Source organism: Streptomyces sp. NPDC048255 (assembly GCF_040652415.1).
Lineage (GTDB): Bacteria > Actinomycetota > Actinomycetes > Streptomycetales > Streptomycetaceae > Streptomyces.
In genome coordinates, this window is sequence record NZ_JBEZMA010000029.1 from 67,724 (window position 1) to 88,599 (window position 20,876).

A 20,876-nucleotide genomic window follows, 5' to 3' on the forward strand; every position below is an offset into this window, starting at 1 on the left:
TGGACCCTGCCATCGTCGAAGCGGTGGAGCGGCAGAACCGGTGATGCGCGAGCTCAGCCGCCGCGCGTTCCCTGCGCCGGAAACCGTCCGAGACCAGCGGCCAGGGCCGATTGACGCCTCTCTCACCCAGCGGCGCCGTGACGTGGAGGCCGTACGTTTGCGGGCGCTGGACCGGCCCCGATCCGAGCGGGCCGGCCTTGCCCAGCTTCCCGCCCGAGCCTCGGCCGTACCTCACCCTCTGGACCAGACCGGCTGACACTTCCGTCTCCCCGGCGGCGCAACATGATCCCCACTTTCCGTGCGTCGGTGTTGTGAACCCCTCGAAGGATCAATGAGGACCGGACATCGCCTGGGACACGGTGATCGGCTGCTCGTTGTAAGAGCCGTGAAGGCGAGATGACCAAGATCCACAGCCTGGGCACGCAGCACCGTCGGTCGTACTGCGGATCTCGACGCATAGGCGGTCGTCACCTGGATCGACGGAGGTCACGGCAACGTCGGCGAGCGGCGCGAACAACATCTTCGAAAGGCATGTCACGGTCCTGGAGCTTCACCCTGCCAGGCATCAAGCCCGCCCCTTTTCAGGCAACTTCACGTTCGAACAAACCCGTTCCGAATGCCACAGAGAGTGACTACGTCACAGAAGTTGAGCCAGAGCCTGTGAGGCGAGAACGGTTGATGCCGAGTTCGGGCAACAGATGTTGATCAATCGGGTCGAGAATATTGCTGAGTTCCGAGAACACCGGGTCCGCGTGTCGGCGTATGGACAGGGCTGACGAGCGGGACGGATATCGTCTTGGCATGAAACAAGAGTTCGATCTTGCTGCGGCTCTCGTCGGCGGCGTTGAAGGACGTAGTGGTGCATGGGGCTTCATCCAGGGGTTCGCTGCCCATTGGGCCAGCGCCCTGGAGAGCGGCGACGGGTGGGGGGAGGCCGATCTGGCCGCGGCTGAGGAGAGGTTGGGCGTTCGGCTGCCGGCGGCGTTGCGCGAGGCGTATCTGCTGTTCGGGCGCCGCGGGGATCTGACCAACAACCACGATGTGCTGCTCGGCCCGGCGGAGCTGTATGTGGATGACACCAAGGAGGCCCTGGTCTTCCGGCACGAGAATCAGGGAGCCGCATCCTGGGGCATCCTCCTCGACAGCCTCCAGGACGACGACCCTGCGGTGTTCATCCGGTCTGAACTGGCCGACAAGAGCGCCGAGCGATGGGAAAGCTGGCTGGAGCGTCTTTCCCTCTGCTTCGTCGAGATCCTTCTGTCGGAGTCCGTCCAGGCCGACGGTGAGCCGTGCGACTTCCTTGAGGCCGATGATGACAGCATCGGACTGCTGGAGGAGAACTGCGTCCAGCTGCCCTTCCCGGCGTATCCCGTCGGCGAGGAAGACCACGCGACTCGCTGGTTCATGGGCCAGGACGCTCTCCTGCGCGACGACGGCATGGCCGTTTTGGCCCGTGGTCGGACGGCAGAAGACCTCGACCGTGTTCGTGACCTGATCCCGGGTGACTGGCTCAACGACTATCGCTGACCGCGTTGCTCTGCAGGTCGCTGACCGGTTCCATCTGTGGCAGGGCCTTGGCCGGGCCGTGGAGACCTGCGTCGCCGCCCATCGCGACTGCCTGCGTAACCCGATGCCCAGCGGCATGCTGCCGCAGGACACCCCATCGACTTCCGATCGGCCGCAGAACGGCGCCGAGCCGGTCGGCCGGCGAGCCGAGCGGAAGAAGGCCGCACACGCCCTGGTCCACGAGATGCTCGCCCAGGGCCACTCACGTCGAGCGATCGCCCGGCACCTGGGCTGGGGCCTCAACACCGTCCTCCGGTACGCGAACGCCGCACACTGGCAGGACTCTATCCGCGACAACCTGCCCCGGCCCAGCAGACTCGACCCCTACAAGCCCTACCTCGAACGACGATTCGCGGAGGGATGCACCAGCGTCACCCAGCTCCACGGCGAGCTGGTCGCCGAGCAGGCTCCCGTCACTTATGGCATGGTCCGAGCCCAAATCGCCACCTTGCGCGGGGCTCCATCCGCCGCACCGCCGCGGCCGCCGACGGTACGGCAAGTGACCGGGTGGATCACCCGCCACCCCGCCACCTTGAGCGAGGAAGACAGCGTCGGCCTCAAGGACGTCCTGGCCCGCTGTCCCGAACTGGACACGGCCGCGGGACACGTCCGCGATTTCGGCGAGATGCTCACTGGCCGCCTCGGCGCCACGCTTCCTGCCTGGATCGAAGCCGTCGACGCCAGCCAGTTGCCCGGGCTCACCGGCTTCGCACTCCACCTTCTCCGAGACCTCGACGCCGTGACTGCCGGCCTCAGCCTGGACTGGAACTCGGGCAGCATCGAGGGCGCCGTGAACCGCATCAAGAAGATCAAGCGGCAACTCTACGGCCGAGCCGGATTCGAACTCCTACGCAAGATGATCTTGCTCCAGTAGCGCATCGTCCGGGTGCCGGCTCGCCGGCTTCCCGGCCCCCTGAGATCAGAGATCGGCCGTCCAGATCCCGACAGGATGGTCGCGCGAAGGGAGCCACAACTGAGGCTGTGAGTCGCGATGCCTCTCGTCAGCCTGCTCATCCCAGTGGAAATGGCCCTCGGCATCAGGCCACGCGACTTGCAGCACGGGGAGAGGCGGCCGCCGGTAGAACCCGATGGCCTGCCCGAAGAAGGTCCGGTACCAGCTGCGATCAACCTGCCTGAGCGCGACTCGATACCCGTGGACAACATCAGGATGGCTCTGGTCGTCCGCCAGCGCTTCGCCCGCTGCGGTCATCTCTCCGAGCGTGTTGAGCATGCGGTGCATGGCGTGGACATCGAGCCCGAACATGGCGAGTTCAGGTCCGCCGTGGGTGTGCGTGAGGCCGATCGTGTAGGCGAAACCAGGACCGATCTCGTCTTCGGGAACCATCACGACGTGCCATCCGTGCTGCTGCACGTGCTCGATGACCGTCAGATCCATGCTGTCCGCTTCGTCCCGGTCGCCGTAGTCATGGCAGAGGACGCAGCGGCACTGGAACGGATCATCAGTCATGTGCGGAGGGTACGAGTCAAGCCTTCAGGCCGAGCAACCGGGGCTTGGACCCCCTCAATCGAACAGCGCCATCACCCTCCGCGACGGCTCCCCAAGATCTGTGCCAGAACCCGTAACTCGCCGACAAAGCCAGTCAGCGGGTTGGGCCACGCACGGAGGCGTGTGAGGATCCGTCCGTGGAGTGCGATGTATGCGGACGGGCGATGTGGCGATGGCCGGTGCTGCCGACTGTGTCGGAAGAGGAGATCTGGTCCTGTTCCTGGTGCCACGCCGCCACGCATGTGGGTGGCGAGTGGTTCGAGGTCTCGCGGCCGCCGTACTTGCCCGTGGAGATGCGTTGGGAGAGGACCGTCGCGGACGGCCTTTCCGCCGACGTCGCTCACGCCTTCGGCGTCTTCGACAGGACGCTGTGCGGAATCCAGGTAGCAGGCATATCGCCTTCGGATCACTGGTGGCTGCCGGAGCGGGAGAACGCCTGTTGCGCCTGCCGGGAGGCGGCGGGTGTCATCGATGACCGCTGGCCGCAGGACATGAGGGGCGAGGACGCACGTGTCAGCGTGGCCCGGCGGCTATGAGTCCTTCCAGTTCGGAGTCGACTCTCGTGTGAGCCTGCGGCTCATCAGGTCGATCATTGCGAGGCGGATCATTGACGATCCGGTCCACGGGGGAACTGCACCAGCTCATGCGGGCAGCCGGGTTCACGGGCATTGAAGACACGGAGGCGTTGGCGGAGGCGTAGCCCGCCAGCGACCGGGGCGACGTGACGAGATCCGGTTACCGTGCTGGTGGCCTCACTCTTCTTCCGGCCATCGGTGTAGCCGTAGCGCAGGATCTCCTGGTCGGATCCGTCCGTCGCAGCTCCCGTGAGATGGAGGGCCGTCACCCGCCCGGCCTTCACTCGCGGTGAGCTTCAGGTAGTAGCCAGCGTGGTGGACGATCGCCGTCGGAGCACCCGCCTCGTCGTGCTCGAAGGTGATCCAGCGGCCGTTGCGGCCTTCGATCTGGGCCAGGAGCGCGAGCTCGTCGCTGTGGTCGGCGAAGTGCCAGACCCTGCCGGTGTCTGGATCGGTGACGGTATAACCGCCCGGCACCCGGTCCAGCGGCCATTGCCGGCCGTGCGTGGGGATAACTGAATCCCGAGGCCCTCAGCCGACGTAGGCCGGCTGAGTTCATTCAGCATTGACGCCGAAGCCGTTGGGGTGGGCAGGGCGCCGCATCGTCATACCGGACCGAGGCGGCGGAATTGATGGGTGGCCAGGGGGAACAGTGACGAGAGGATGTTCGACTGCAGCTCTCCGGTGAGAGCGGACGCGAGGAATTGCGTGCACGATACCGAGTAATGTTCCCATCGGTCGCCCCGCGCCTCGTTCACCATGACGGTCCATTCGTTCGGCTCAAGGCCCGGAAGAACGAGCCAGTACAGGCATTCTCCGTTGTCCGTGGTCGCCCACGGGATGACCACGGATCCCTCGGTCTCCAGTTCTTCCGGCTTCTTCTCGACTGTCCACAGGCCTTCCAGGTCTTTGAACTGGTACTTGGCCCACTTGAGGAGGTCGTAGTGTTTGTTGGGGCAGTCGGGCTCCAGGACGTAGAGGTAGTCGTCCCAGTTGCTTCCCCCATAGACGCCGATGAACTCTTTGTAATCGTCGGGGAGCTCGACCGTGAGGGTGTCTTCGACCGCACCCCAATCCTTGTGGCGGGGCTGGCTCGGCGCCGGGGCGATTTCGAGAAGACGGGTAAGGGCGTTGGTCATGGCGTGGGTCCTGTTCCTCGAGTCCGGACGGACGGGATGGCAGCAGGCGAGCAGGTAGCAGTGCGTGGCACCTGCTCAACTGCCCTCGTCAGTCCTGCCTCGGCTGATTGGGAATGAATGCGGTGTTGCCTGATTCGGTTATTCCGGTGCTCCAGTGCTGGGTGAACTTGAAGCCGTTCGATCCATAAGCCTCGATGTATACCCCGGTAGGGATTTTATCAGTCCCGTTGTATCGGGGGGTGACGCTGTACTGGATGGTCTCGCCGGATTCTACTGCGGTCCTGACCTCTTTCTCAATGTGGCGCATGACGGGAGAATTGGCGTAGGAGTGCATGGTGACGAAATTCGCTGGATCATAGTTGGATCCTCCGAGCTGCGCGCCGAGGAGGTGGGCTCGGTTGTACCCTGCGTCCTTCTGCCAACCCGGCGGATCACCGTGCGGATCCGTGGGATTCTTCCCCATCATGTCCGGCCCCAGCGTGGCGTGCATTGCTGTCGGGCGTCCCTCTCCGTCCGGTCTGCCGTAGACGACCCTGCCGCCCCATGTAGGGTCGTCCGGTTCGTTCTTCCTGCAGGGGAGGAGTCCGAGGGGATCCGCCCACAACAGGGGGTTATGGACGTACGCCGTAGGGTTCGGGGCCGGGGCGAGGCCGAGGGGGTCCTGGCTGAGGTAGCGGGCCGATTCAGGGTCGTAGTAGCGGAAGTAGTTGTAGTGGAGTCCCGATTCGGGGTCGAAGTACTGGCCCGGGAAGCGGAGCGGGGTGTATGCCGTGGCGTCACGGTTCCATGTCGTCGTGCCCCAGAGGGTGGCGCGGGTGCGCCAGGCCAGCTCGCCCGACTCGTCGACGAGTTCCGTCGGGGTGCCGATCAGGTCGGTGACGATGGCGAAGAAGCGCTCGTCGTCGGTGTCCGTGCGGCGTTCCGTCTGGGACAGGGGCCGCTGGCCCGCGTGGTCCCAGGTCAGGACGACGTTCTGGGCTGTCTGCTCGCAAAGGGTCGTGCCGTCCCAGGTGAAATAGACGGTCTCGGAAGGGGACTGCTTGGATATTCGTCGGCCCAGGGGGTCATACGCGTACCGCCAGACCGTGCCGTCCGGTGTCGTCACCGCGGTGAGACGGTCCTCCGCGTCCCACTCGTAGCGCCAGGTGTCGGGCTTCCGCGAGAGCCGCGTCCTCTGGCGCAGCACGACCCGGCCCTGGCCGTCGTGTTCGTAGCGGACGGCGCCCGCGCCGACGATCCGAGTGCCCTCGTACGTGCGGGCACCCGTCGCGGAGTGAGACGGGTGGGTCGCCGGCCACGAGGCCTCCGTCTGGTTTCCGGCGTCGTCGTACGCGTACCGCTCGGTCCAGCCCTTCGCATGGACGGCCGTGACGCGACCGGCCGAGTCCACGTCGAAGCCGCGGGTACCGGAGAGTGCGTCGCTGATGCCGACGAGACCGCCGCCCGCGCCGTAGGCGTACGCGCGGTGCTGGAGGCCACGGCCCCCGGACGTGATGTCCTGGACCGTCAAACGGTTCATCTCGTCGAAAGACGAGGTCAGCGCCACGAAGTCCGAGACCGTGCGCCCCACCTCACGGCCCAAAGCGTCGAAGGAGAAGGCGATGTCGCGCCCGGACGTGGTGAGCTTCGTCCTGCGGCCCGCCACGTCGTACGACCATGCACTGACCGCACCGCCAGGCGTCGTCCTCCCGACCCTGCGCCCCAGCGCGTCATACCTGTGCGTCAGCGTCCGGCCGTTGACCGTCTCGGACTGCAAGCGGCCGTTGCGGTCCCGCAGGCGTTCCAGCCTGGCGTCCGGGCCGACGGCCACCGCGAGTTCGTCGAAGACGTCGTACTCGAAGGTCGTGACCCCGCCAGCCTCCACCTCCTTGCGAACCACCTGGCCGAGGGCGTTGTGCGTGAAGCCGATGTGCTGGCCCAGCCCGTTCGCCTGGGAGACCAGACGGCCCGAAGGGTCGTAGTCGTAGCTCAGCGCCCGGCCGTCGAAGTCCGTCTCCTTGACCAGTCGCCCTGCGGCGTCGTAGACATAGTCCCAGTTCAGGCCCTGCGGGTTGGTCACCCGCGTCAGCCGCAGGTTGGTGTCGTAGGAGAACTCGTGACGGATACCGTCCGGGCCCGTCCGGGCCGTCAGAAGGTCGAAGTCCGTGTACGAGAAACGGGTCGTGCCGCCCATCGCGTCCGTGTGGCTGAGGCAGTTGCCCTCGCCGTCGTACGTCCAGGACTCCACCGTGCCGTCGGGTGCGGTGCGTCGCGACGGCCGGCCCTCGACCGTCCACTCCATGCGTGTCTGCGCGCCGAGGGCGTCGGTGACCTGGATCCTACGGCCGAAGGCATCGTGTTCGTAGCAGGTCGTGGCACCCAACGGATCGATGACCTCGACGGGAAGACCCCGGCCGTCCAGGACCAGCCGGGTGGTGGCCCCGAGCGGATCGGTCACCGACGTGAGCAGGCCGGCCGCGTCATACGCGAACTCCGTCGTCGCCCCCGAAGGGTCGGTCACCGAGGTGCGGTTTCCGCGCTCGTCGAAGGTCTGGCGCGTGACGTTTCCATCGGTGCCGACGATGCGTATCGGCATCCCGTTGTCGTCGTATTCGGCGCGTGCCTGCCGTCCATCCGGGCGTTCCAGCACTGTCATACGGCCGTGCTCGTCATGGGTGAAGCGGCTGATGTGGCCCAGCGGATCCGTTCGTGACAGCAGTCGGTTGTAGCGGTCGTACTCGAACCGGGTGACCGCTCCCAAGGCGTCGATCTCGGCGACGACTTGGGAGCGCTCGTTGACCGTGAAGCGCTTCGTGTGGCCGAGGCCATCGGTGAGGGAAGTGGTGCGCAGGCCGGTTCCCGGGTCCGTGTCGTCCCAGGTGAACCGGGATTCGACGTGGCCGTTAGTACCGGACTGGTAGGTGCAGCGGTCCTGGTCGTCGTAGACGTAGTCGTAGCGGCTGCCGTTGGTGTCGGTCCACGAGGTGATGCGGCCGTGTTCGTCGCAGTCGAAGCGCAGGGGGCGGCCGGAGGAATTGGTGACCTCGGTCAGGTGGCCGTCCGTGTAGCCGTAGCGAAGAATATCCTGGTCGGATCCGTCCGCAGCCGCTCCCGCGAGGTGGAGGGCCGTCACTCGGCCTTCGCTCGTGGTGAGCTTCAGGTGGTAGCCGCCGTGGTGGACGATCGAGGTCGGGGCACCGGTGTCGTCGTGTTCGAAGGCGATCCAGCGGCCGTTGCGGTCGTCGATCTGGGCCAGGAGCGCGACGTCGTCGCTGTGATCGACGAAGTGCCAGACCGTGCCGGTATCGGGATCGGTGAGGGTATAGCCGCCCTCGACCCGGTCCAGCGGCCACCGCCGGCCGTACGTCGGCATGACCGGGACGCCGGGGGCCGGGTGAGGGTACGCCAACAGGCTGCCCTCCTCGCAGCTGAAGACGACACCTTCCGCGTCGATCTCCAGTCGCTGGTCCACCGTGCTCGACCAGGTTGGACCGAACCAGCGACCTGAACGGTGCGAGGAGTCGAAAGTGCGCCGAAACAAGAGGGGAAGTGATCCGGGCAGAGCGATGTCCGTCTGGGGCAGCAGCATGCGGCCCGTCGCCATGTCCACCGGGTCGCCGTCGCAGACGTTGTCGCGGCACTGGTTGCTGTTGTGGTTGGGATCCTTCTCCTGATCCCCGCGGCTGCCGCCCGGTTTCTGCCCGTCGGGCAGGTGCTTGGCTCCGTTCAGACCGGCGCGGATGCCGCCGCGTACGACTCCGGCGCCCTTGGTGCCGATGATTTCGGGGAGGAGCCGGCCGAGGAACTCCGCGGGGTCTCCCTTGGCGGCGTCCCAGGCGTTCTTCAGTGCGCGGTCCGGGTGCGCTGCAGTGGACGCCAGCCCGGCCAGGGTCATGTTGATGTTCTTGTAGTAGTCGGCCGGGTGGGTGATGTTGTACAGGTCGAGCGGGTTGACCGCGCGGACGAAGTTGGTGATGCCCACCACGCCTTTGACGATGCCGCCGCCCATGTGCATCATCTCCACGCCCTGGCCGACGCCCCAGTCGGCCAGGTTGAACTTGGCCCGGTCCGTGGCCGACGGCATCGCCGGCGCATGGGCGAGCGCGGCGGCGACCGCCTTGTTCGCCGTGTCGGCCGCCTCGTTGCGCTGCCGACGGGCGTCGTTGAGGACCTCCTGTGCCCGGTCCCGGCCGGCCTTGCCCGGATCGGTGAACGGGTCCGGCTTGGGCAGCGGCTTGTCGCCCGTACGCGCGTCGTTGTAGGCGTCGACCTTCTTGTTGTAGGCGTCGACCGCGGTCTTGGAGGTTTCCTGGCCCTTCTTGTAGAGGGCGATGGCCTCCTTCGCCTTGCCCTGCGCCCACGTCACCGTCGTGGCATACGTCTCCAAGGCCTTGGCCGCGCCCTCGAAGGCGTCCGCCGCGTGCAACCAGTCCGCGGGGAGCGTCTGGAACTTCTCCCGGAACGCGTTCGCCGCCGCGCCCTTCCAGTTGTTGGAGTCCAGGCCCTTCATGCCCTGGCCCACCGAGTCGAAGGCGCTCTGGAAGTCCCGCAGGTTCTTGACGCCGGCGTTGATGTCACCGACGTTGCCGTGGATCAGCTCGTTGGCCTCCTCGGTCTGCCCGAGCTGCTGCTCGCCGACCTTCGCTCCCAGCGACGACGCCGTACGGTCACCCCAGTCCTCGACCGAGTCCGCCCAGTCCTCGGCGCCGACGTACTCCAGCCCGTCCCCGACGACATCCGTGGCCTTGTCGATGCCCTCGCCGACGATCCTCTTGCCGGCGTCCAAGCCCTCTTCGAGCTTGCCCAGGCCCTTGTCGACCAGCCCCCCGAAGTCCACCATCTACTCGCTCCCCCACACCGGCTGCTTCGCCCTGTCCACCGCTTCCTGCGTGGGATCGAGAGTCTCGCGCAGCTCCTGGTCCATCAGCTCGCGCTGCTTCCCGTCGAGCAGACCCGAGTTCTCCATCGAGTCCAGCAGCCCGTCCTCCACGTCGTAGGCGGTGTCCTGCCAGGTCTGCTTCACCTCCGCGTGGGCCTCAGAGAACGACTCCCCGCTCCAGTCCGCCCCGTCCCACTGGTGCTGGTCGCGGATCTCGTCCCAGTCCTTGGCCTTGACCTCGTCCTCCGTCAGATGCGGGTTGCCGTTCATTGCGTTCACCGCGATCTTGAAGGTGTCCTTGACGTACTGCTCCTGCTCCCCGATCGCACCCGCCGACAGGCCCACCGCGTGCGCGAAGCCGTTCCCACGCATCATCAGGCCGCGCACACCCCACTCCCAGCGCTCACAGAACGTCTTGAACCCCGACGCCAGCCCCTCGTGACCCAACTGCATCCCGGACAGAGACAGATCCGAGAACCCGCGCCCCGTGGATGCCTCGCCGATCATGCCCAGGTCCTTCAGCTCACCATGCGCCTTGTTGATGCCGTCGGCTATCAGCTTCAACGCACCCGGAGGCAGGTCGAGATCAGCCTCAGAACCACTCACTGCGCACCCCCGAGACCGACCACGGCCGACTCCGGCACCACACCGGCAACAGGCGGGAACAGCATCCCGTCCTCCCCTCCTGCATCCAGCGCCACACCCGCAGGCACCCCCAGCATCGGCACCATCACATCCAGCAGCCGCGCACCGAACACGGTGCGGTACTCCCACTCCCGCTCCGCGTCACCCTGCGCACGAGCAAACCTGGCCAACGCCTCCTCGTCCGAGAACGCACAGATCCACCGGATCCCACCCTGCTCAGCCGTCCACAGACTGCCGTACAGATCCAACGGCACCAGCACCGCCGCACGCCGGAACTCACCCAGCAACACCGCGAACTCCCGCCGCGCCGCAGCCTCTCGGCCCTCACCGGACACCTCGGCAGCCGCTCCCGGAACGGCGGGAACCTCGGCGCCGTCAGCCGGATCGGCCAGATCGGACAGCCGAAGCGGCCGGCCGGGATGCGGGTCCGGTCCCCCGGAAGTCTCCCCAGTCCTTGTCATAAAAGTGATCATCGCATGGTCAGGTTTGCCTGCGTTCTTTGCAGTTCGACACCGTCACCCGGCACAGCAGGGCGCAGCCCGACGCCGCCGTTTCTCCCGGTTTGCGGGAGCGGCCAGGCGCCGGGGCCGGGGCGTGTCGTACGGCCGGGTGGACCGGGAGTGGGCCGTCATGGGGCAGGCGCCTACCGGCTGATGAACATTTCCTGCCCCGTGTGCCACGCCAAACCCGACGCCGAATGCGCCCTGCCCGCCGGATCCCACCAGGCCCGGCGGGACATCCTCCCCCATCACCTCAACCGCTCCGGCGGCCGCCGCCGATAGAGGCTTCAGCGGCGTCGGCCGAACGGCCACCAGCTGCGGCGCATGCGAGTGGGCGGCGGGCTCGTGGGTTGGGGCGGAACCGTGGGCCGCGGCGGCACGGCAGGTGCGTGCGGCAGTTCGGGCATCGCGGGGGCCGGCATGGGCGGAACCGACGGGGGTGTCGGCGTGACGGGCGTCGGCGGGGTCGCGGCGGGCAGGAGCGGGGGCGGCGTTGGTGCCGCTGCCGGAACCGGGGCCGGGGGGAAAGTGGTCGGCAACGGCCGGGGGACCGCGGAGGTACTGCTGGGCGGTAAGGCGGTGGTGTTCGTCGGTCCCGGCGCGGGTTTGGGTGCTGCTGCCGCGGTGCGGACCTGGCGCAGAGTGCGCTGGGCGAGGGAGAGCGGTGGCCGGCAGGCGGGTGGGCCGCTGAGGCCGGTGGTGTCGTTGCCGACGGAGGTGACGCGGCCGTACAGGGCGACCGGATGGGTGGGGTTGGGCCCGGTGGTCAGGCGCGTGTACAGCCTGGCCTGGTCCTCGGGTGAAGGCCGTGGCAGAACTCGCTCCAGGCCACCGCCGTGTTCTTGCCCGGGCGGCGCACCTTGAACCGGGCGACCACCGCGGGGTCGAAATCGTGCTTCTGCAGGAACCGGGCGATGACCACTGCACTGTTGATCAGTGGGGGTAGCAGCGGCCGTACCGTGGCGATGTCCACCCCGATGTCGCCGCCGGCCGCAGCAGGGCCGTCGTCGACACCGGTCGGAATATCAATTTGGGTCAGGTCGCCGGGCAGCAACAGGTGCAGCTCATCTCCGCTGATGACGGCAACGCCCTGGGAGCCACGCGCAATCTTCTGCTGGACCTCGGTCGGGTTGAGAGGGCAGACATCCTCATGGGTCCGGTGTTTTGGCGGGATGAATGAGAGCCAGTGGGGCGGTGCGTTCGGGAGCCACGTTGCGCCGTCCGTGATGAGGATGGACCACGTCACTGGTTCGGATCGGCGTTAGTCGGCGGCGGGGGCCATAGCGTGGTGTTTCCGGGCCACCTCCGCCTCGCCGCACGTCGTTTTCGGCTGATCTGACGAGACCGTGCGTGCGACTCAGGGCTGCGCCTGCTTCAGTAGTCCCTTTATGGACACATGCGTGTTGCCGAAGAACCAGCCGAGGTCATACCTCTCCTCCTCTCTTTTCAGTTCTTCTCCGTCCAGGGAGTCATATATGTCGTAGATCGACTCGGTTATCTTCTTTTTCTTGAAGTCAAATGAGGAGATGAAGACATCCGTGGACTCGTCCGCCGACCAGAAAGCAGCCACATAGCGCGACCTTCTCGTCATGTTGATCATGTTATTGTTGTGGCGCACCCGGCCGTGATATATGAGCTGTTCACCGCAGCGCTCGGGTGGGCAGTAATATCTCCCTTCCGATTTCATCCAGGAGGGTCTGGCGACCGTGAATTCTCGGTCGATCTCCCCCCGATCCTGTCTCACGACGGCAAAGATAAGTTCGGCTTCGAGTGTCTCGTACCGGGTGTTCCTGGGAAGCGTGATCACCCTCTCCAACTTAAACTCTTCGCCGATGTCCAGTTCCGACCCAGGGCCTTGGAACTGCCCGGATGCCACGATCTGGTAGTTGGCGTTCTTCACGTACCTTTCTGCGTCCGTCCAGTCGCCCTCCTCGCCGCCGTTCCATTCCGACATCCCTTCACCTGAGTCGGAGAATTCGGCCGTGTGTCCCCATACCGAATAATCGTCGACGACAAGGTAGACCGGGATCCCTCCGGAATTCTTTGCGTAGAGTTTGAGCGGGACGTGAATGTACGGCGAGTCGACACCCGCCTGCGGCGTGCCGAATTCTGCTCTCAGGATAAAATGCTGGGGAGCGACAATAGGTTGATAGATAATCGAGTAGCCCAGGCTGACGGCCGTCAGGAGTGCGGTGACGGTAACTCCTGCCGCGAACTTCCTTGGGTGCGGTATTCCTTTCCATACCTTTTCATGGATAAGGATACGCAGGGCCCATAGAGACCAGAGCCACAAGGCGATAAAGGCCAGGAAATTGGGTATGAATTCTCGCTCCTCAAGCCAAAGAAGGAGAAGAAGGCTGGTGGTGGCCAGCGCCATGAGCGCGCCGAGCAGTACCAGCGCTCCGGACAGCGGGACCTGCCGACGGCCCCAGTAGTCGACGACAGCAGGCAAGGCACTGCCCTGGACTGCGGCTGCCAGCAGGAACAGAACACCGACCAGGCGTTGCGCGAAGGTGAGTGCTCCGAGAGCATCCGTCCAGCCGATGACGACGTGCAGCGCCAGCGAGCCGAGCAGCCCCACGAGCATGCCGACGATGACCGCACGCCGTCTCCAGCCCCTGTCGTCGGGCCACGCGCTGCTGTCGCCGCCGCGCCAGTGGACGCGCGAGGGGTCGTCCAGGTCCATGTCGTCGGGGTAGCCGAGGCCGCGGAGTACCTCCCGCAACTCACGGAGGGACCAGGCGCTGCCCACCGTCTTGTCGTGGATGGTGATCCGGCGCAGGCCGCGCCGGTCAGGTGGCTCGACAACCACCCATGGTCGTATGCCCATGGGGCCAGGCTCGGCGCCCCGCCCGCAATGTGCATGCCGAGCTGCTGCGTTCGGTTGAAGCAGAGGTTCGACGAAGGTGCTTTAAGCCGTGGGGAGACCGCGAAGAGTGGCCAAACAGACCAATCACGCCATTACGCCAACAGTGGCATGCCGCTGACCATCACACCGGATGGCTCCCGCTCTCACCGCCCGAACCCGTGGCTCCCAAAACCGCCGCCGCGGTGGCTCTACTTCAACCCGCTAGAAACAGGTCCGGCCTGCCGCCAGCCAGAACAGCGCGTTCCTGCGGGCGCGGCCCACCGGGGCCCGCTGCGACACCACCGGTGTCGTACAGAGCAGACAGACCAGTGGGACCTTCTCCCGGCGCCACCAGGGCTCATCAGCGATCTCGTGGGCATAGGCCCTCGCACCCACTACGCCGCCCTGGAACAGGCGCGCCTTGTCCATCGCTTCCCCCCTTGGTCCGCAAGGGATCAAGGGGATCATGGATGCGGGATGGGAGAACAGATAATCCACGGCCAACGGCGCCCCTGCTGCCGCTTTGCCGCCCGCTTGCGGAGCCGGGTCGAGGCCGGTTGGAGCAGTACACCCTGCCAGGTGATGTGGCCTGTGGTGGCATCACGCCATGAAGGACCCCTTCTCCTCTGCGGAGGTATCGACCCTGCTGTTCCCGGTGGGGTCCGTGGACCGGGGCGCCGCGCGCCGGGCGGTCGCTGACCGGGCCATCGATCGCACCGACCTCGCGCAGCTGCTCGACCTGCTTGGCCTGTGGCCGGGCGATGATCCGCCCGCCCGCGGCACGGCCAGTGCTCTGGCGGATCCCGGGTGAGGGCGTTTCCCGGACCGTCAGCCACGTCGAACGTGCCGACGGGTTCGGTGGACGTGGCGAGCAGGTGCAGCACCTGGGTCTCGTAGCTGGTCAGGGTCACGGTGACTCCTCGATGTCGACGGACGGCGTGTGCCGTGGTGCATCAACTGTGGCAACGATCATCGTGGCGGGTCAGGTGTTTGAGGGCACCGGTGCCAGCAGGTGCCGGGGGGATCACGGGTGTGAGTCGTCGCCTCCGCCGCAGGGGACGTCTGCGGAACCGAAGGTCGTACGGGGTGCGGGCGCGTTATCGTGGAGTCTTCTTATCTGCGGTTTGTGATCTGGCAGGAGTGCCCGCGTGCCCGAGGACCCCATCGCCCACAGCGAGCTCGCTGCCCTGACCCGCCGTTTCGAAGAGGTCACGGAGAAGCACGACCGCGAATTCGGCATCATCAAGTCCGACCTCACCGCGGTACGCCTCCAGATCGGCAACCTCGACCAGAAGGTCGAAGCCCTCGACAAGAAGATCGACCGCAACCAGGCCCAGATCATCGAGCTACTCACCCAGCTGGTCGGCCAGCGCCCCGACGCGGGCTGACCACGCAGGGCTATATGCCCCAGCTCTCCATATACACGGTGGCCCCGAAACCAGCGCTCTGGTTCGGGGCCGCCGTATGTCTGCGGGCGGGAGGTCTGCCTTCAGCGCAGCTTGGTAGCCAGGTGCGCCTGGAGCTGTGCGGTGAGGTCGGCTGTCGTGTGGGTGCCATCGAGGACGATGTCCGCGTGATCGCGCATGGGGGCGACGTGGCGCGTGTAGGAACGGTGGCTGTTGCCGAGGAGTCCGGGTGCGGGGTTCTGACCTTCCTGGCCTCAAGCTGGGAGGAGATCGGCTCCCGGATGGAGATGGCAGCCCGTGAGCACCGGTACACCGGCGTCGTACCGGCGCTCCGTTCATCGAAGGCTGCCATGCTGCTGTGCTGCTCTGCTGGTGCGCTCGCCGATCTCAAAGCCGAAGTCAACGGCTGAAGAAGTCAGCAATCCACCCGGTCAGCGCTGCCACGGGCACGTCGTGGGCGTTCACGAAGCTGGGCTTCCGGTTCGCGCCGAGGTGCCGCCCGCGCCGGACGGAGCGGAGGTTGCCGCCTTCGACGCCCGTCGCCGACCAGTGGCCTTCGGCCGCTACGCGACCCGGTGGCGCTGTCGCGCGGGTGCGGGGGTGCGGGGGAGTGAGGCTCGCAAGCATGAACCTGGGGTCGTGCTGTGCTCCGTACGGAGGTTTCCCGCAGAGCCCGGCCTGAACTGTGTCGATCATGAAGAGAGCTGCGATGTGTGCAGCTCCGTTCTAACGAAGGGCGAAACATGAACATCGGCGGGTTGCTGAACCACCCCAAGGCGATGATGAGCCTTGGTGGCAGTGGCGACGGAAAGGGCATGTCCTACGACGACGCGGTCACCAAGGGCGTACCAGCAGTGGCCGCCTCCGCCGGGAAAGCGACTGTGAATGCGACGGGTAAGCAGTACAGCGCGATGCCAGCGGGACTAGGCCGTTTCCTTCGGATCATCTGATCGTTGGTTAATGTGTATCGTTGACTGATGCCCAGTGGGCGCGGATCGAGCCGTTTCTGCCGGATCGGGCGCCGAGGCGGGGTGGGCGGTGGCGTGATCACCGTCAGGTTATCGATGCGATCGCGTTCAAGTACCGGACCGGGACGCCGTGGATGGACCTGCCCGAGTCCTTCGGATCGTGGAAGGGCGCCCACAACCGGCTGCGGAAGTGGGCCGCCGACGGGACCTGGGGGAAGGTCTTCACCGCCCTCCTCGCCCAGGCCGACGCCGAAGGCGACCTCGACTGGGTCGTCGCGGTCGACTCCACCATCATCCGTGCCCACCAGCACGCCGCCGGGGCCCGTCAAAGGGGGCGCCAGACGGCGAGCCGGCTGACCACGCCCTCGGACGGTCCCGCGGCGGGCTGACCACGAAGATCCACCTGGCCGCCGACAACCGCTGCCGACCCCTGGCCTTCGTCATCACACCTGGCCAAGCCGGTGACGCACCCGCGTTCCCCCAGGTCATGGGCCGGTTACGGGTTCCGAGGCCGGTCGGCAGACCGAGAGCGAGGCCGGACGTAGTCCTGGCCGACAAGGCGTACTCGTCCCGCGCGATCCGTTCCCACCTGCGCCGGCGCGGGATCCGGGCGGTGATCCCGCAGCCCGCCGACCAGGCGGCCAACCGCAAGCGCCTCGGTAGCCGTGGCGGCCGCCCGCCGGCCTTCGACCGCGAGGCCTACAAGCAACGGAACACCGTCGAGCGGTGCATCAACAAACTCAAGCAGTGGCGCGGCCTGGCCACTCGCTACGACAAGACGGCCACCATCTACCTCGCCGGACTCCACCTCGCCGCCGTCTTCATCTGGTCAGCGAGGTGATCCGAAAGGAACGGCCCAGCACCGCTTCAGGCGCACGGCAGGGTTCCGGCGACCATGAAGGTTCCGGGGTCCGCCATCGTCAGCCTGCGGCGCGATAGAACTTCGATCCCACCACACCGCCGTACCGATCGATCTCGTACGGCGCCGCGCCGGCAGACGTCTGTCGGTCCTGTCCCGTCGTGCCGTCCAGGACGATCGGCTCGTCGCCGACCTCCCCGTACACGGCACCGTGCCAGAATCCGCTGACCTTCGGCACCTTCCGTCCGGAGCCGCCGGGCAACGTCCATCGCTGTTGCACAGAAGAGGCGTCGAACACGGTGATCCCGCGGTCGGCCTCCCCGTACCCGTACTTGGAGCACAAGACCAGGGACTGTCCGTCGTGGCGGCACCGCCAGCCGCTGCCGTCGAGTGCCGCTCGCTGCTCACCGGTGACCGCATCCACGACGAGTGTCTTGTCCTTGAGGGTTGCGCTCAGCAGCCGCGGCGCGGCTGCGGCCGGCTCCCGCGCCTCTGCCAGGGTCCACCGCTGTTCGCCCGTGGCCGCGGCAAGTCCCAGCAGCCTGCCTTCGCCGAACCCCGTACTCTCGCCACCGGCAACGACACCGTCGGCCAGGGTCACCGCGCTGAACTTGGACTTCTTCCAGAGGACGGTGCCCGTGGAGGGGTCAACGGCATACGTGGTGCCTGCCCCGGTGACGAGCGCTGTGGTGGCATCGACTCCGATGATCCGCGGCGCGCTGACGGAGCTGGCATCGACAGCGACCTCAGCCGACCACGACGTCTTGCCGGTAGCCGTCTCGACGGCCAGCACCTCGATCACGACCCGGTCGGGCGTTGTGCCTTCGCCCTTCACATTCCTGCCCCAAGCCGCGTGCACGGTTTTGCCGTCAGCCGACACGAGGGGAGCGGTGCGGTTGCTTCCGAACCCGCCCTTTTCCGCGGGGTGTTTCGTCGTCGCCTCCCACCGCGGGTTACCGGTCTCGGTGTCGATCGCCTCCAGTCCTTCATCGGCGGTGACGTAGGCAACCCCGTCGGCAAGCGTGACCGCGGGCCGTGTGGCGTCCCCGCTCGCCGTACTTGGCTGCTCGGCATCAGGGAATTGGACCGCGGACCCTTCGAAGCGCACGGGCGGGTCGAACACCGGACGGCTCGGCTTCCCGGAAGCCGCCTGGGACTGTTCCGGGGACTTGCCAGGCGCCTTCGCATCCGATGAGCCGCCGCCTACGCAGGCGGCCAACGCCGTTGTCGCCAGCGTCAGTCCCACCGCAGTAGCGGCCCATCGTCTCGTTCTGCCTGTCCGGCCCATCGCTCCCCCTGCTCATGGTCTGCGTGATCATGACGACCATAGCGACTGGGTTCCCCGTAGACAGGACAAATTCTCCAAGCACCCGACAGCGGACCTGTACGAGATGAACCAGGCCGTCTCGAAGCCACCACACAGGCCTCATAGTCTGGTCAGTGGTGATCCGAAAGAAGCGCCCTAGCGGTGTTCGCCTCAGACGCCCCACTCAGCGCGCTCTGGGAAACTATCGCGGGGATGCGAAGCAACGGGTGTTCCATGGCGTGGACCGGGGGCAAGGTCGACCTGCCGAACGAGGAGATCGAGCGGAAGTCCGACCAGGAGCTTGCATCCGCGCCGCTGACCGGACCGCTCCTCGTGATTGTCGACCCCCACAATCCCTTCTTCGACCTGCCGGACATCGAGGGATCGGCGCTCCGCCCCGTTCCGGGGCGGGCCGGGCTGCAATACGCGTTCATCAGCCGCGACCCGTCAGAGAAGTATCCCTTCGCAGCCGCCTATCGGTACCCCGATGATGGAGTGGAGAGGGACCGGGTGGACGGCAAGGTGCTGTCCGACCCGGAGAGCGGAGTGCGCACCGAGAAGTCGGACACAGGTGTGCAGAAGATCAACGCCCACGGCACCGCCCGCATCAGCCCTGTGGGCACTGACGGCAAGGCCGGACTGGAACTGTCCATCTCCGCCGATCTGTTCTCCTGGCACGGAGTCAGCATCATTGGGGCCTGGGGCCGGGCCGATCAAGCACGGGTCATCGGGGTCGGCACTCTGCGCAAGCCGGACGGACGCGGCGAGTACCTCTCGGACGCCAACTGCCTGGAGCACCTGCGGGACGAGGCGACTGTGGGCGGATACTTCGGCACGACCCTGAAGTTCAAGGAACGCCTCACCCCCGGTCAGTCCTACGTACTGGACTGGACCTGCACACGGCCGTGGGACGACGGCACCAGGGACAGGCAGGACGGCGTCAGCGTGTCAGGGAGGCTGTCCTTCAGCGTCTGAGAGGCTGGCCGCGGTGTCGAACTGGGCCATCAGTCCCCTTCGTCATCGTTCTCGGCGGCGTCCGGGTCACGGAAGGGACGCCAGTCCTGGCCGGGGCCGCTGGCCTTGATGTTGAACAGGTAGCGGCCCAGGAAGTTGATGTGCCGGTCCGGTGCGGTGAGAGGTGGGCGACGTCCTCGTCCTTGATGTCGTGGGCTTCGGCCCGGAGCTGGGCTACGGCGGCGTCCAGGTAGCGGGTGTTCCAGAGCACCACGGCGTTGAGGACCAGGCCGAGGGCGGCGAGCTGGTCCTCCTGGCCCTCGCGATACGCCTGGCGGATCTGCCCGTGGCCGCCGTGGCAGATCGCGCGGGCCAGGCGGTGGCGGGACTCCTGCACCGGGAGCTGCCGGTTCATCAGCCGGCGGTAGGTGTCGTCGACCGGGTCGACCAGCGCGAGCAGGCTCACCAACCCCGCGTACACCACAGCGGCCCGCTCCATCCAGGCCGACTTCGCCGGCCACAACAGCCCCGCCGAAGCCGCCGACCACCTTCCAGCCCTGACCGGCGCCCCCGCCGTCTTCTGGCCGCCGCGGTAATCCTCAGCTCCTCAGGCGCCATCGCTGGATTCACCTTGGCGGCGCCTGCACGTCGGTCGTGTTTCGGGCGAACCCGCGGCAGAATCCGCTCCGGAGGGGCACAACCCCGGCCGGTTCCGTGCGAAAGTGCTGCGAGATTCCGCGAACCCGTCGCTTTCGCATGGTCGGAGGAACCATGGACCGCCGCGACTCCCTGATCGTCTCCGCCCTCGGCGCCGTCACCGCACAATGGGCCAGCGCGCCGCCCGCCACCGCCGCAGGAACAGGCCGCCGAGTGGGCACCCAGCTCGCCGAACTCCACGACAACCGGCTCGGCGCACTGCGTCGCCTGGACGACCAGGTCGGATCACCCGAGTGTGGGGGCGAGGGCGCCAGCTTGCGGTGAGCCTCCGGGTCTAGCTGGCCCCCATCGGGGTCCAGCTGACCGTTGCGTGGCTCTCCTCGTCGGCGGTATACGTCACCCTGACCTTGGAGCCGGCGGGGACAGGGATGGTCTCGTTGCTCTTTGAGGTGATGGTGCAGGTGTTCTCCTGGCCGCCGGCATCGGTGATGCTGACGGTCACCGTGGCGGCGTGCGCAGACTCAGGCCGGAGGCCGACAGTCAGCATGCCGCTCGACTTGACGGTCTCGTTGCGGGTTGTCGATTCCGATGAGTCGATCCAGATGCCCGGCTCGCCCAGGACGTCTGCTCGGCCGTTCGTTCGGAGACTGGACATGGGCTCTCCAAATAGGTTGCGTTCGGTGTGCTTAGGCGGCCTGTTCGTATTCGACGGTGGTGTTGGGGCATGCCTCGGCGAGCTGGGTCAGAGCTGCCAGTTCGTCGGCGTCGACGGTCAGACGCCAGCGCAACTTGTCGCCGGTCCACTCGGCCACGTAGCGGCACGTCACCTCGGCGTTCGGGAGCCACTCGGCAGGGTCCTTGTCGGCCTTGCTGCGGTTCGAGCCGGCCGTGACGGCGACGAGGGAGGTGTCGGCGTCGAGGTCGTTGGCGTAAGCCTCACGCCTCTCCGCGGTCCACTGCGATGCCCCTGAGTCCCACGCTTCGGCCAGGGGGACCATGTGTTATCCGTACCCGTTCCTTAGCGTCATCGACGTCGGCCACAGGTGCATCCAGGCCCGTGTCCTTCCTGTCAGCGTCGCGTTATCCGG

The 20,876-nt window shown here is 66.7% G+C and carries 19 protein-coding genes and 3 pseudogenes; 10 read left to right on the plus strand and 12 right to left on the minus strand.

Going from position 1 to position 20,876, the window contains the following annotated elements; genetic code table 11:
* The first annotated feature begins 801 nt into the window (after positions 1 to 801).
* Both AB0D94_RS22620 and AB0D94_RS22625 read left to right on the plus strand, forming a co-directional pair.
* On the plus strand, positions 802 to 1,527 hold the full coding sequence (locus AB0D94_RS22620; protein WP_362054851.1) for an SMI1/KNR4 family protein: 726 nt from the start codon (positions 802 to 804) through the stop codon (positions 1,525 to 1,527).
* A 115-nt stretch (positions 1,528 to 1,642) separates the two neighbouring features.
* Complete coding sequence (locus tag AB0D94_RS22625; RefSeq protein WP_362054852.1) at positions 1,643 to 2,440, plus strand: transposase; 798 nt, start codon at positions 1,643 to 1,645, stop codon at positions 2,438 to 2,440.
* Positions 2,441 to 2,485: 45 nt separating this feature from the next.
* On the opposite strand, the gene AB0D94_RS22630 is transcribed toward AB0D94_RS22625, so the two are convergent.
* Positions 2,486 to 3,034 carry a DUF4262 domain-containing protein gene (locus AB0D94_RS22630; RefSeq protein ID WP_362054854.1) on the minus strand — a complete coding sequence of 183 codons (549 nt, stop codon included), beginning with the start codon at positions 3,032 to 3,034 and terminating at the stop codon, positions 2,486 to 2,488.
* A 176-nt stretch (positions 3,035 to 3,210) separates the two neighbouring features.
* Between AB0D94_RS22630 and AB0D94_RS22635 the strand changes: the two genes are divergently transcribed.
* On the plus strand, positions 3,211 to 3,609 hold the full coding sequence (locus tag AB0D94_RS22635) for a hypothetical protein (protein ID WP_362054856.1): 399 nt from the start codon (positions 3,211 to 3,213) through the stop codon (positions 3,607 to 3,609).
* Positions 3,610 to 4,253: 644 nt separating this feature from the next.
* On the opposite strand, the gene AB0D94_RS22640 is transcribed toward AB0D94_RS22635, so the two are convergent.
* From AB0D94_RS22640 to AB0D94_RS22670, 7 genes are all read right to left on the minus strand, one after another.
* The gene (locus AB0D94_RS22640; protein ID WP_362054858.1) at positions 4,254 to 4,787 is read right to left on the minus strand and encodes an SMI1/KNR4 family protein; all 534 of its coding nucleotides are present in this window, start codon (positions 4,785 to 4,787) and stop codon (positions 4,254 to 4,256) included.
* A gap of 88 nt (positions 4,788 to 4,875) precedes the next feature.
* On the minus strand, positions 4,876 to 9,606 hold the full coding sequence (locus AB0D94_RS22645) for a putative T7SS-secreted protein (protein ID WP_362054860.1): 4,731 nt from the start codon (positions 9,604 to 9,606) through the stop codon (positions 4,876 to 4,878).
* On the minus strand, positions 9,607 to 10,251 hold the full coding sequence (locus tag AB0D94_RS22650; protein ID WP_362054862.1) for a hypothetical protein: 645 nt from the start codon (positions 10,249 to 10,251) through the stop codon (positions 9,607 to 9,609). It lies immediately after the preceding gene.
* Positions 10,248 to 10,763, minus strand: a complete 516-nt coding sequence (locus AB0D94_RS22655) for an SseB family protein (protein ID WP_362054864.1) — start codon at positions 10,761 to 10,763, stop codon at positions 10,248 to 10,250. Before AB0D94_RS22655 ends, AB0D94_RS22650 begins: the two co-directional genes overlap by 4 nt.
* 793 nt (positions 10,764 to 11,556) lie before the next feature.
* Positions 11,557 to 12,036: a hypothetical protein gene (locus AB0D94_RS22660; protein WP_362054865.1), complete on the minus strand. Its 480-nt coding sequence runs from the start codon at positions 12,034 to 12,036 to the stop codon at positions 11,557 to 11,559.
* Positions 12,037 to 12,147: 111 nt separating this feature from the next.
* Positions 12,148 to 13,620, minus strand: coding sequence for a hypothetical protein (locus tag AB0D94_RS22665; protein ID WP_362054868.1), 1,473 nt, complete (start codon positions 13,618 to 13,620; stop codon positions 12,148 to 12,150).
* Positions 13,621 to 13,860: 240 nt separating this feature from the next.
* Positions 13,861 to 14,067, minus strand: coding sequence for a hypothetical protein (locus tag AB0D94_RS22670; protein ID WP_362054870.1), 207 nt, complete (start codon positions 14,065 to 14,067; stop codon positions 13,861 to 13,863).
* Positions 14,068 to 14,245: 178 nt separating this feature from the next.
* Between AB0D94_RS22670 and AB0D94_RS22675 the strand changes: the two genes are divergently transcribed.
* From AB0D94_RS22675 to AB0D94_RS22695, 5 genes and pseudogenes are all read left to right on the plus strand, one after another.
* Positions 14,246 to 14,449, plus strand: coding sequence for a hypothetical protein (locus AB0D94_RS22675; protein ID WP_362054872.1), 204 nt, complete (start codon positions 14,246 to 14,248; stop codon positions 14,447 to 14,449).
* 337 nt (positions 14,450 to 14,786) lie between these two features.
* Positions 14,787 to 15,026 (plus strand): hypothetical protein, encoded by a 240-nt coding sequence (locus tag AB0D94_RS22680; protein ID WP_362054874.1) that lies wholly within the window; start codon positions 14,787 to 14,789, stop codon positions 15,024 to 15,026.
* A gap of 224 nt (positions 15,027 to 15,250) precedes the next feature.
* On the plus strand, positions 15,251 to 15,454 hold the full coding sequence (locus tag AB0D94_RS22685; protein ID WP_362054876.1) for a hypothetical protein: 204 nt from the start codon (positions 15,251 to 15,253) through the stop codon (positions 15,452 to 15,454).
* 333 nt (positions 15,455 to 15,787) lie between these two features.
* Entirely contained in the window at positions 15,788 to 15,994 is a 207-nt protein-coding gene (locus AB0D94_RS22690) for a hypothetical protein (RefSeq protein ID WP_362054878.1), read from the plus strand.
* 20 nt (positions 15,995 to 16,014) lie between these two features.
* Positions 16,015 to 16,853: pseudogene (locus AB0D94_RS22695) on the plus strand (IS5 family transposase).
* A 79-nt stretch (positions 16,854 to 16,932) separates the two neighbouring features.
* On the opposite strand, the gene AB0D94_RS22700 reads toward AB0D94_RS22695, so the two are convergent.
* Positions 16,933 to 18,117 (minus strand): PQQ-binding-like beta-propeller repeat protein, encoded by a 1,185-nt coding sequence (locus AB0D94_RS22700; protein WP_362054880.1) that lies wholly within the window; start codon positions 18,115 to 18,117, stop codon positions 16,933 to 16,935.
* 294 nt (positions 18,118 to 18,411) lie between these two features.
* Between AB0D94_RS22700 and AB0D94_RS22705 the strand changes: the two genes are divergently transcribed.
* Positions 18,412 to 19,152, plus strand: coding sequence for a hypothetical protein (locus tag AB0D94_RS22705; RefSeq protein WP_362054883.1), 741 nt, complete (start codon positions 18,412 to 18,414; stop codon positions 19,150 to 19,152).
* Positions 19,153 to 19,181: 29 nt separating this feature from the next.
* Here AB0D94_RS22705 and AB0D94_RS22710 read toward each other — a convergent pair.
* Positions 19,182 to 19,597 (minus strand): annotated as a pseudogene (locus AB0D94_RS22710) (Tn3 family transposase); the annotation flags it as partial.
* 305 nt (positions 19,598 to 19,902) lie between these two features.
* Here AB0D94_RS22710 and AB0D94_RS22715 point away from each other — a divergent pair.
* Complete coding sequence (locus AB0D94_RS22715) at positions 19,903 to 20,112, plus strand: hypothetical protein (RefSeq protein ID WP_362054885.1); 210 nt, start codon at positions 19,903 to 19,905, stop codon at positions 20,110 to 20,112.
* 10 nt (positions 20,113 to 20,122) lie between these two features.
* Here AB0D94_RS22715 and AB0D94_RS22720 read toward each other — a convergent pair whose 3' ends face one another.
* Both AB0D94_RS22720 and AB0D94_RS22725 read right to left on the minus strand, forming a co-directional pair.
* The gene (locus AB0D94_RS22720) at positions 20,123 to 20,443 is read right to left on the minus strand and encodes a hypothetical protein (RefSeq protein WP_362054887.1); all 321 of its coding nucleotides are present in this window, start codon (positions 20,441 to 20,443) and stop codon (positions 20,123 to 20,125) included.
* A 31-nt stretch (positions 20,444 to 20,474) separates the two neighbouring features.
* A pseudogene (locus AB0D94_RS22725) lies at positions 20,475 to 20,789 on the minus strand (HNH endonuclease family protein); the annotation flags it as partial.
* Positions 20,790 to 20,876 lie beyond the last annotated feature (87 nt).

Coding starts and splice junctions, on each gene's coding strand:
- AB0D94_RS22665 (WP_362054868.1), bottom strand. CDS start 13,620: ATGGGCATACGACCATGGGTGGTTGTCGAGCCACCTGACCGGCGCGGC.
- AB0D94_RS22645 (WP_362054860.1), bottom strand. CDS start 9,606: ATGGTGGACTTCGGGGGGCTGGTCGACAAGGGCCTGGGCAAGCTCGAA.
- AB0D94_RS22675 (WP_362054872.1), top strand. CDS start 14,246: ATGAAGGACCCCTTCTCCTCTGCGGAGGTATCGACCCTGCTGTTCCCG.
- AB0D94_RS22705 (WP_362054883.1), top strand. CDS start 18,412: ATGGCGTGGACCGGGGGCAAGGTCGACCTGCCGAACGAGGAGATCGAG.
- AB0D94_RS22630 (WP_362054854.1), bottom strand. CDS start 3,034: ATGACTGATGATCCGTTCCAGTGCCGCTGCGTCCTCTGCCATGACTAC.
- AB0D94_RS22670 (WP_362054870.1), bottom strand. CDS start 14,067: ATGGACAAGGCGCGCCTGTTCCAGGGCGGCGTAGTGGGTGCGAGGGCC.
- AB0D94_RS22720 (WP_362054887.1), bottom strand. CDS start 20,443: ATGTCCAGTCTCCGAACGAACGGCCGAGCAGACGTCCTGGGCGAGCCG.
- AB0D94_RS22640 (WP_362054858.1), bottom strand. CDS start 4,787: ATGACCAACGCCCTTACCCGTCTTCTCGAAATCGCCCCGGCGCCGAGC.
- AB0D94_RS22625 (WP_362054852.1), top strand. CDS start 1,643: ATGCTGCCGCAGGACACCCCATCGACTTCCGATCGGCCGCAGAACGGC.
- AB0D94_RS22620 (WP_362054851.1), top strand. CDS start 802: ATGAAACAAGAGTTCGATCTTGCTGCGGCTCTCGTCGGCGGCGTTGAA.
- AB0D94_RS22690 (WP_362054878.1), top strand. CDS start 15,788: ATGAACATCGGCGGGTTGCTGAACCACCCCAAGGCGATGATGAGCCTT.
- AB0D94_RS22715 (WP_362054885.1), top strand. CDS start 19,903: ATGGACCGCCGCGACTCCCTGATCGTCTCCGCCCTCGGCGCCGTCACC.
- AB0D94_RS22655 (WP_362054864.1), bottom strand. CDS start 10,763: ATGATCACTTTTATGACAAGGACTGGGGAGACTTCCGGGGGACCGGAC.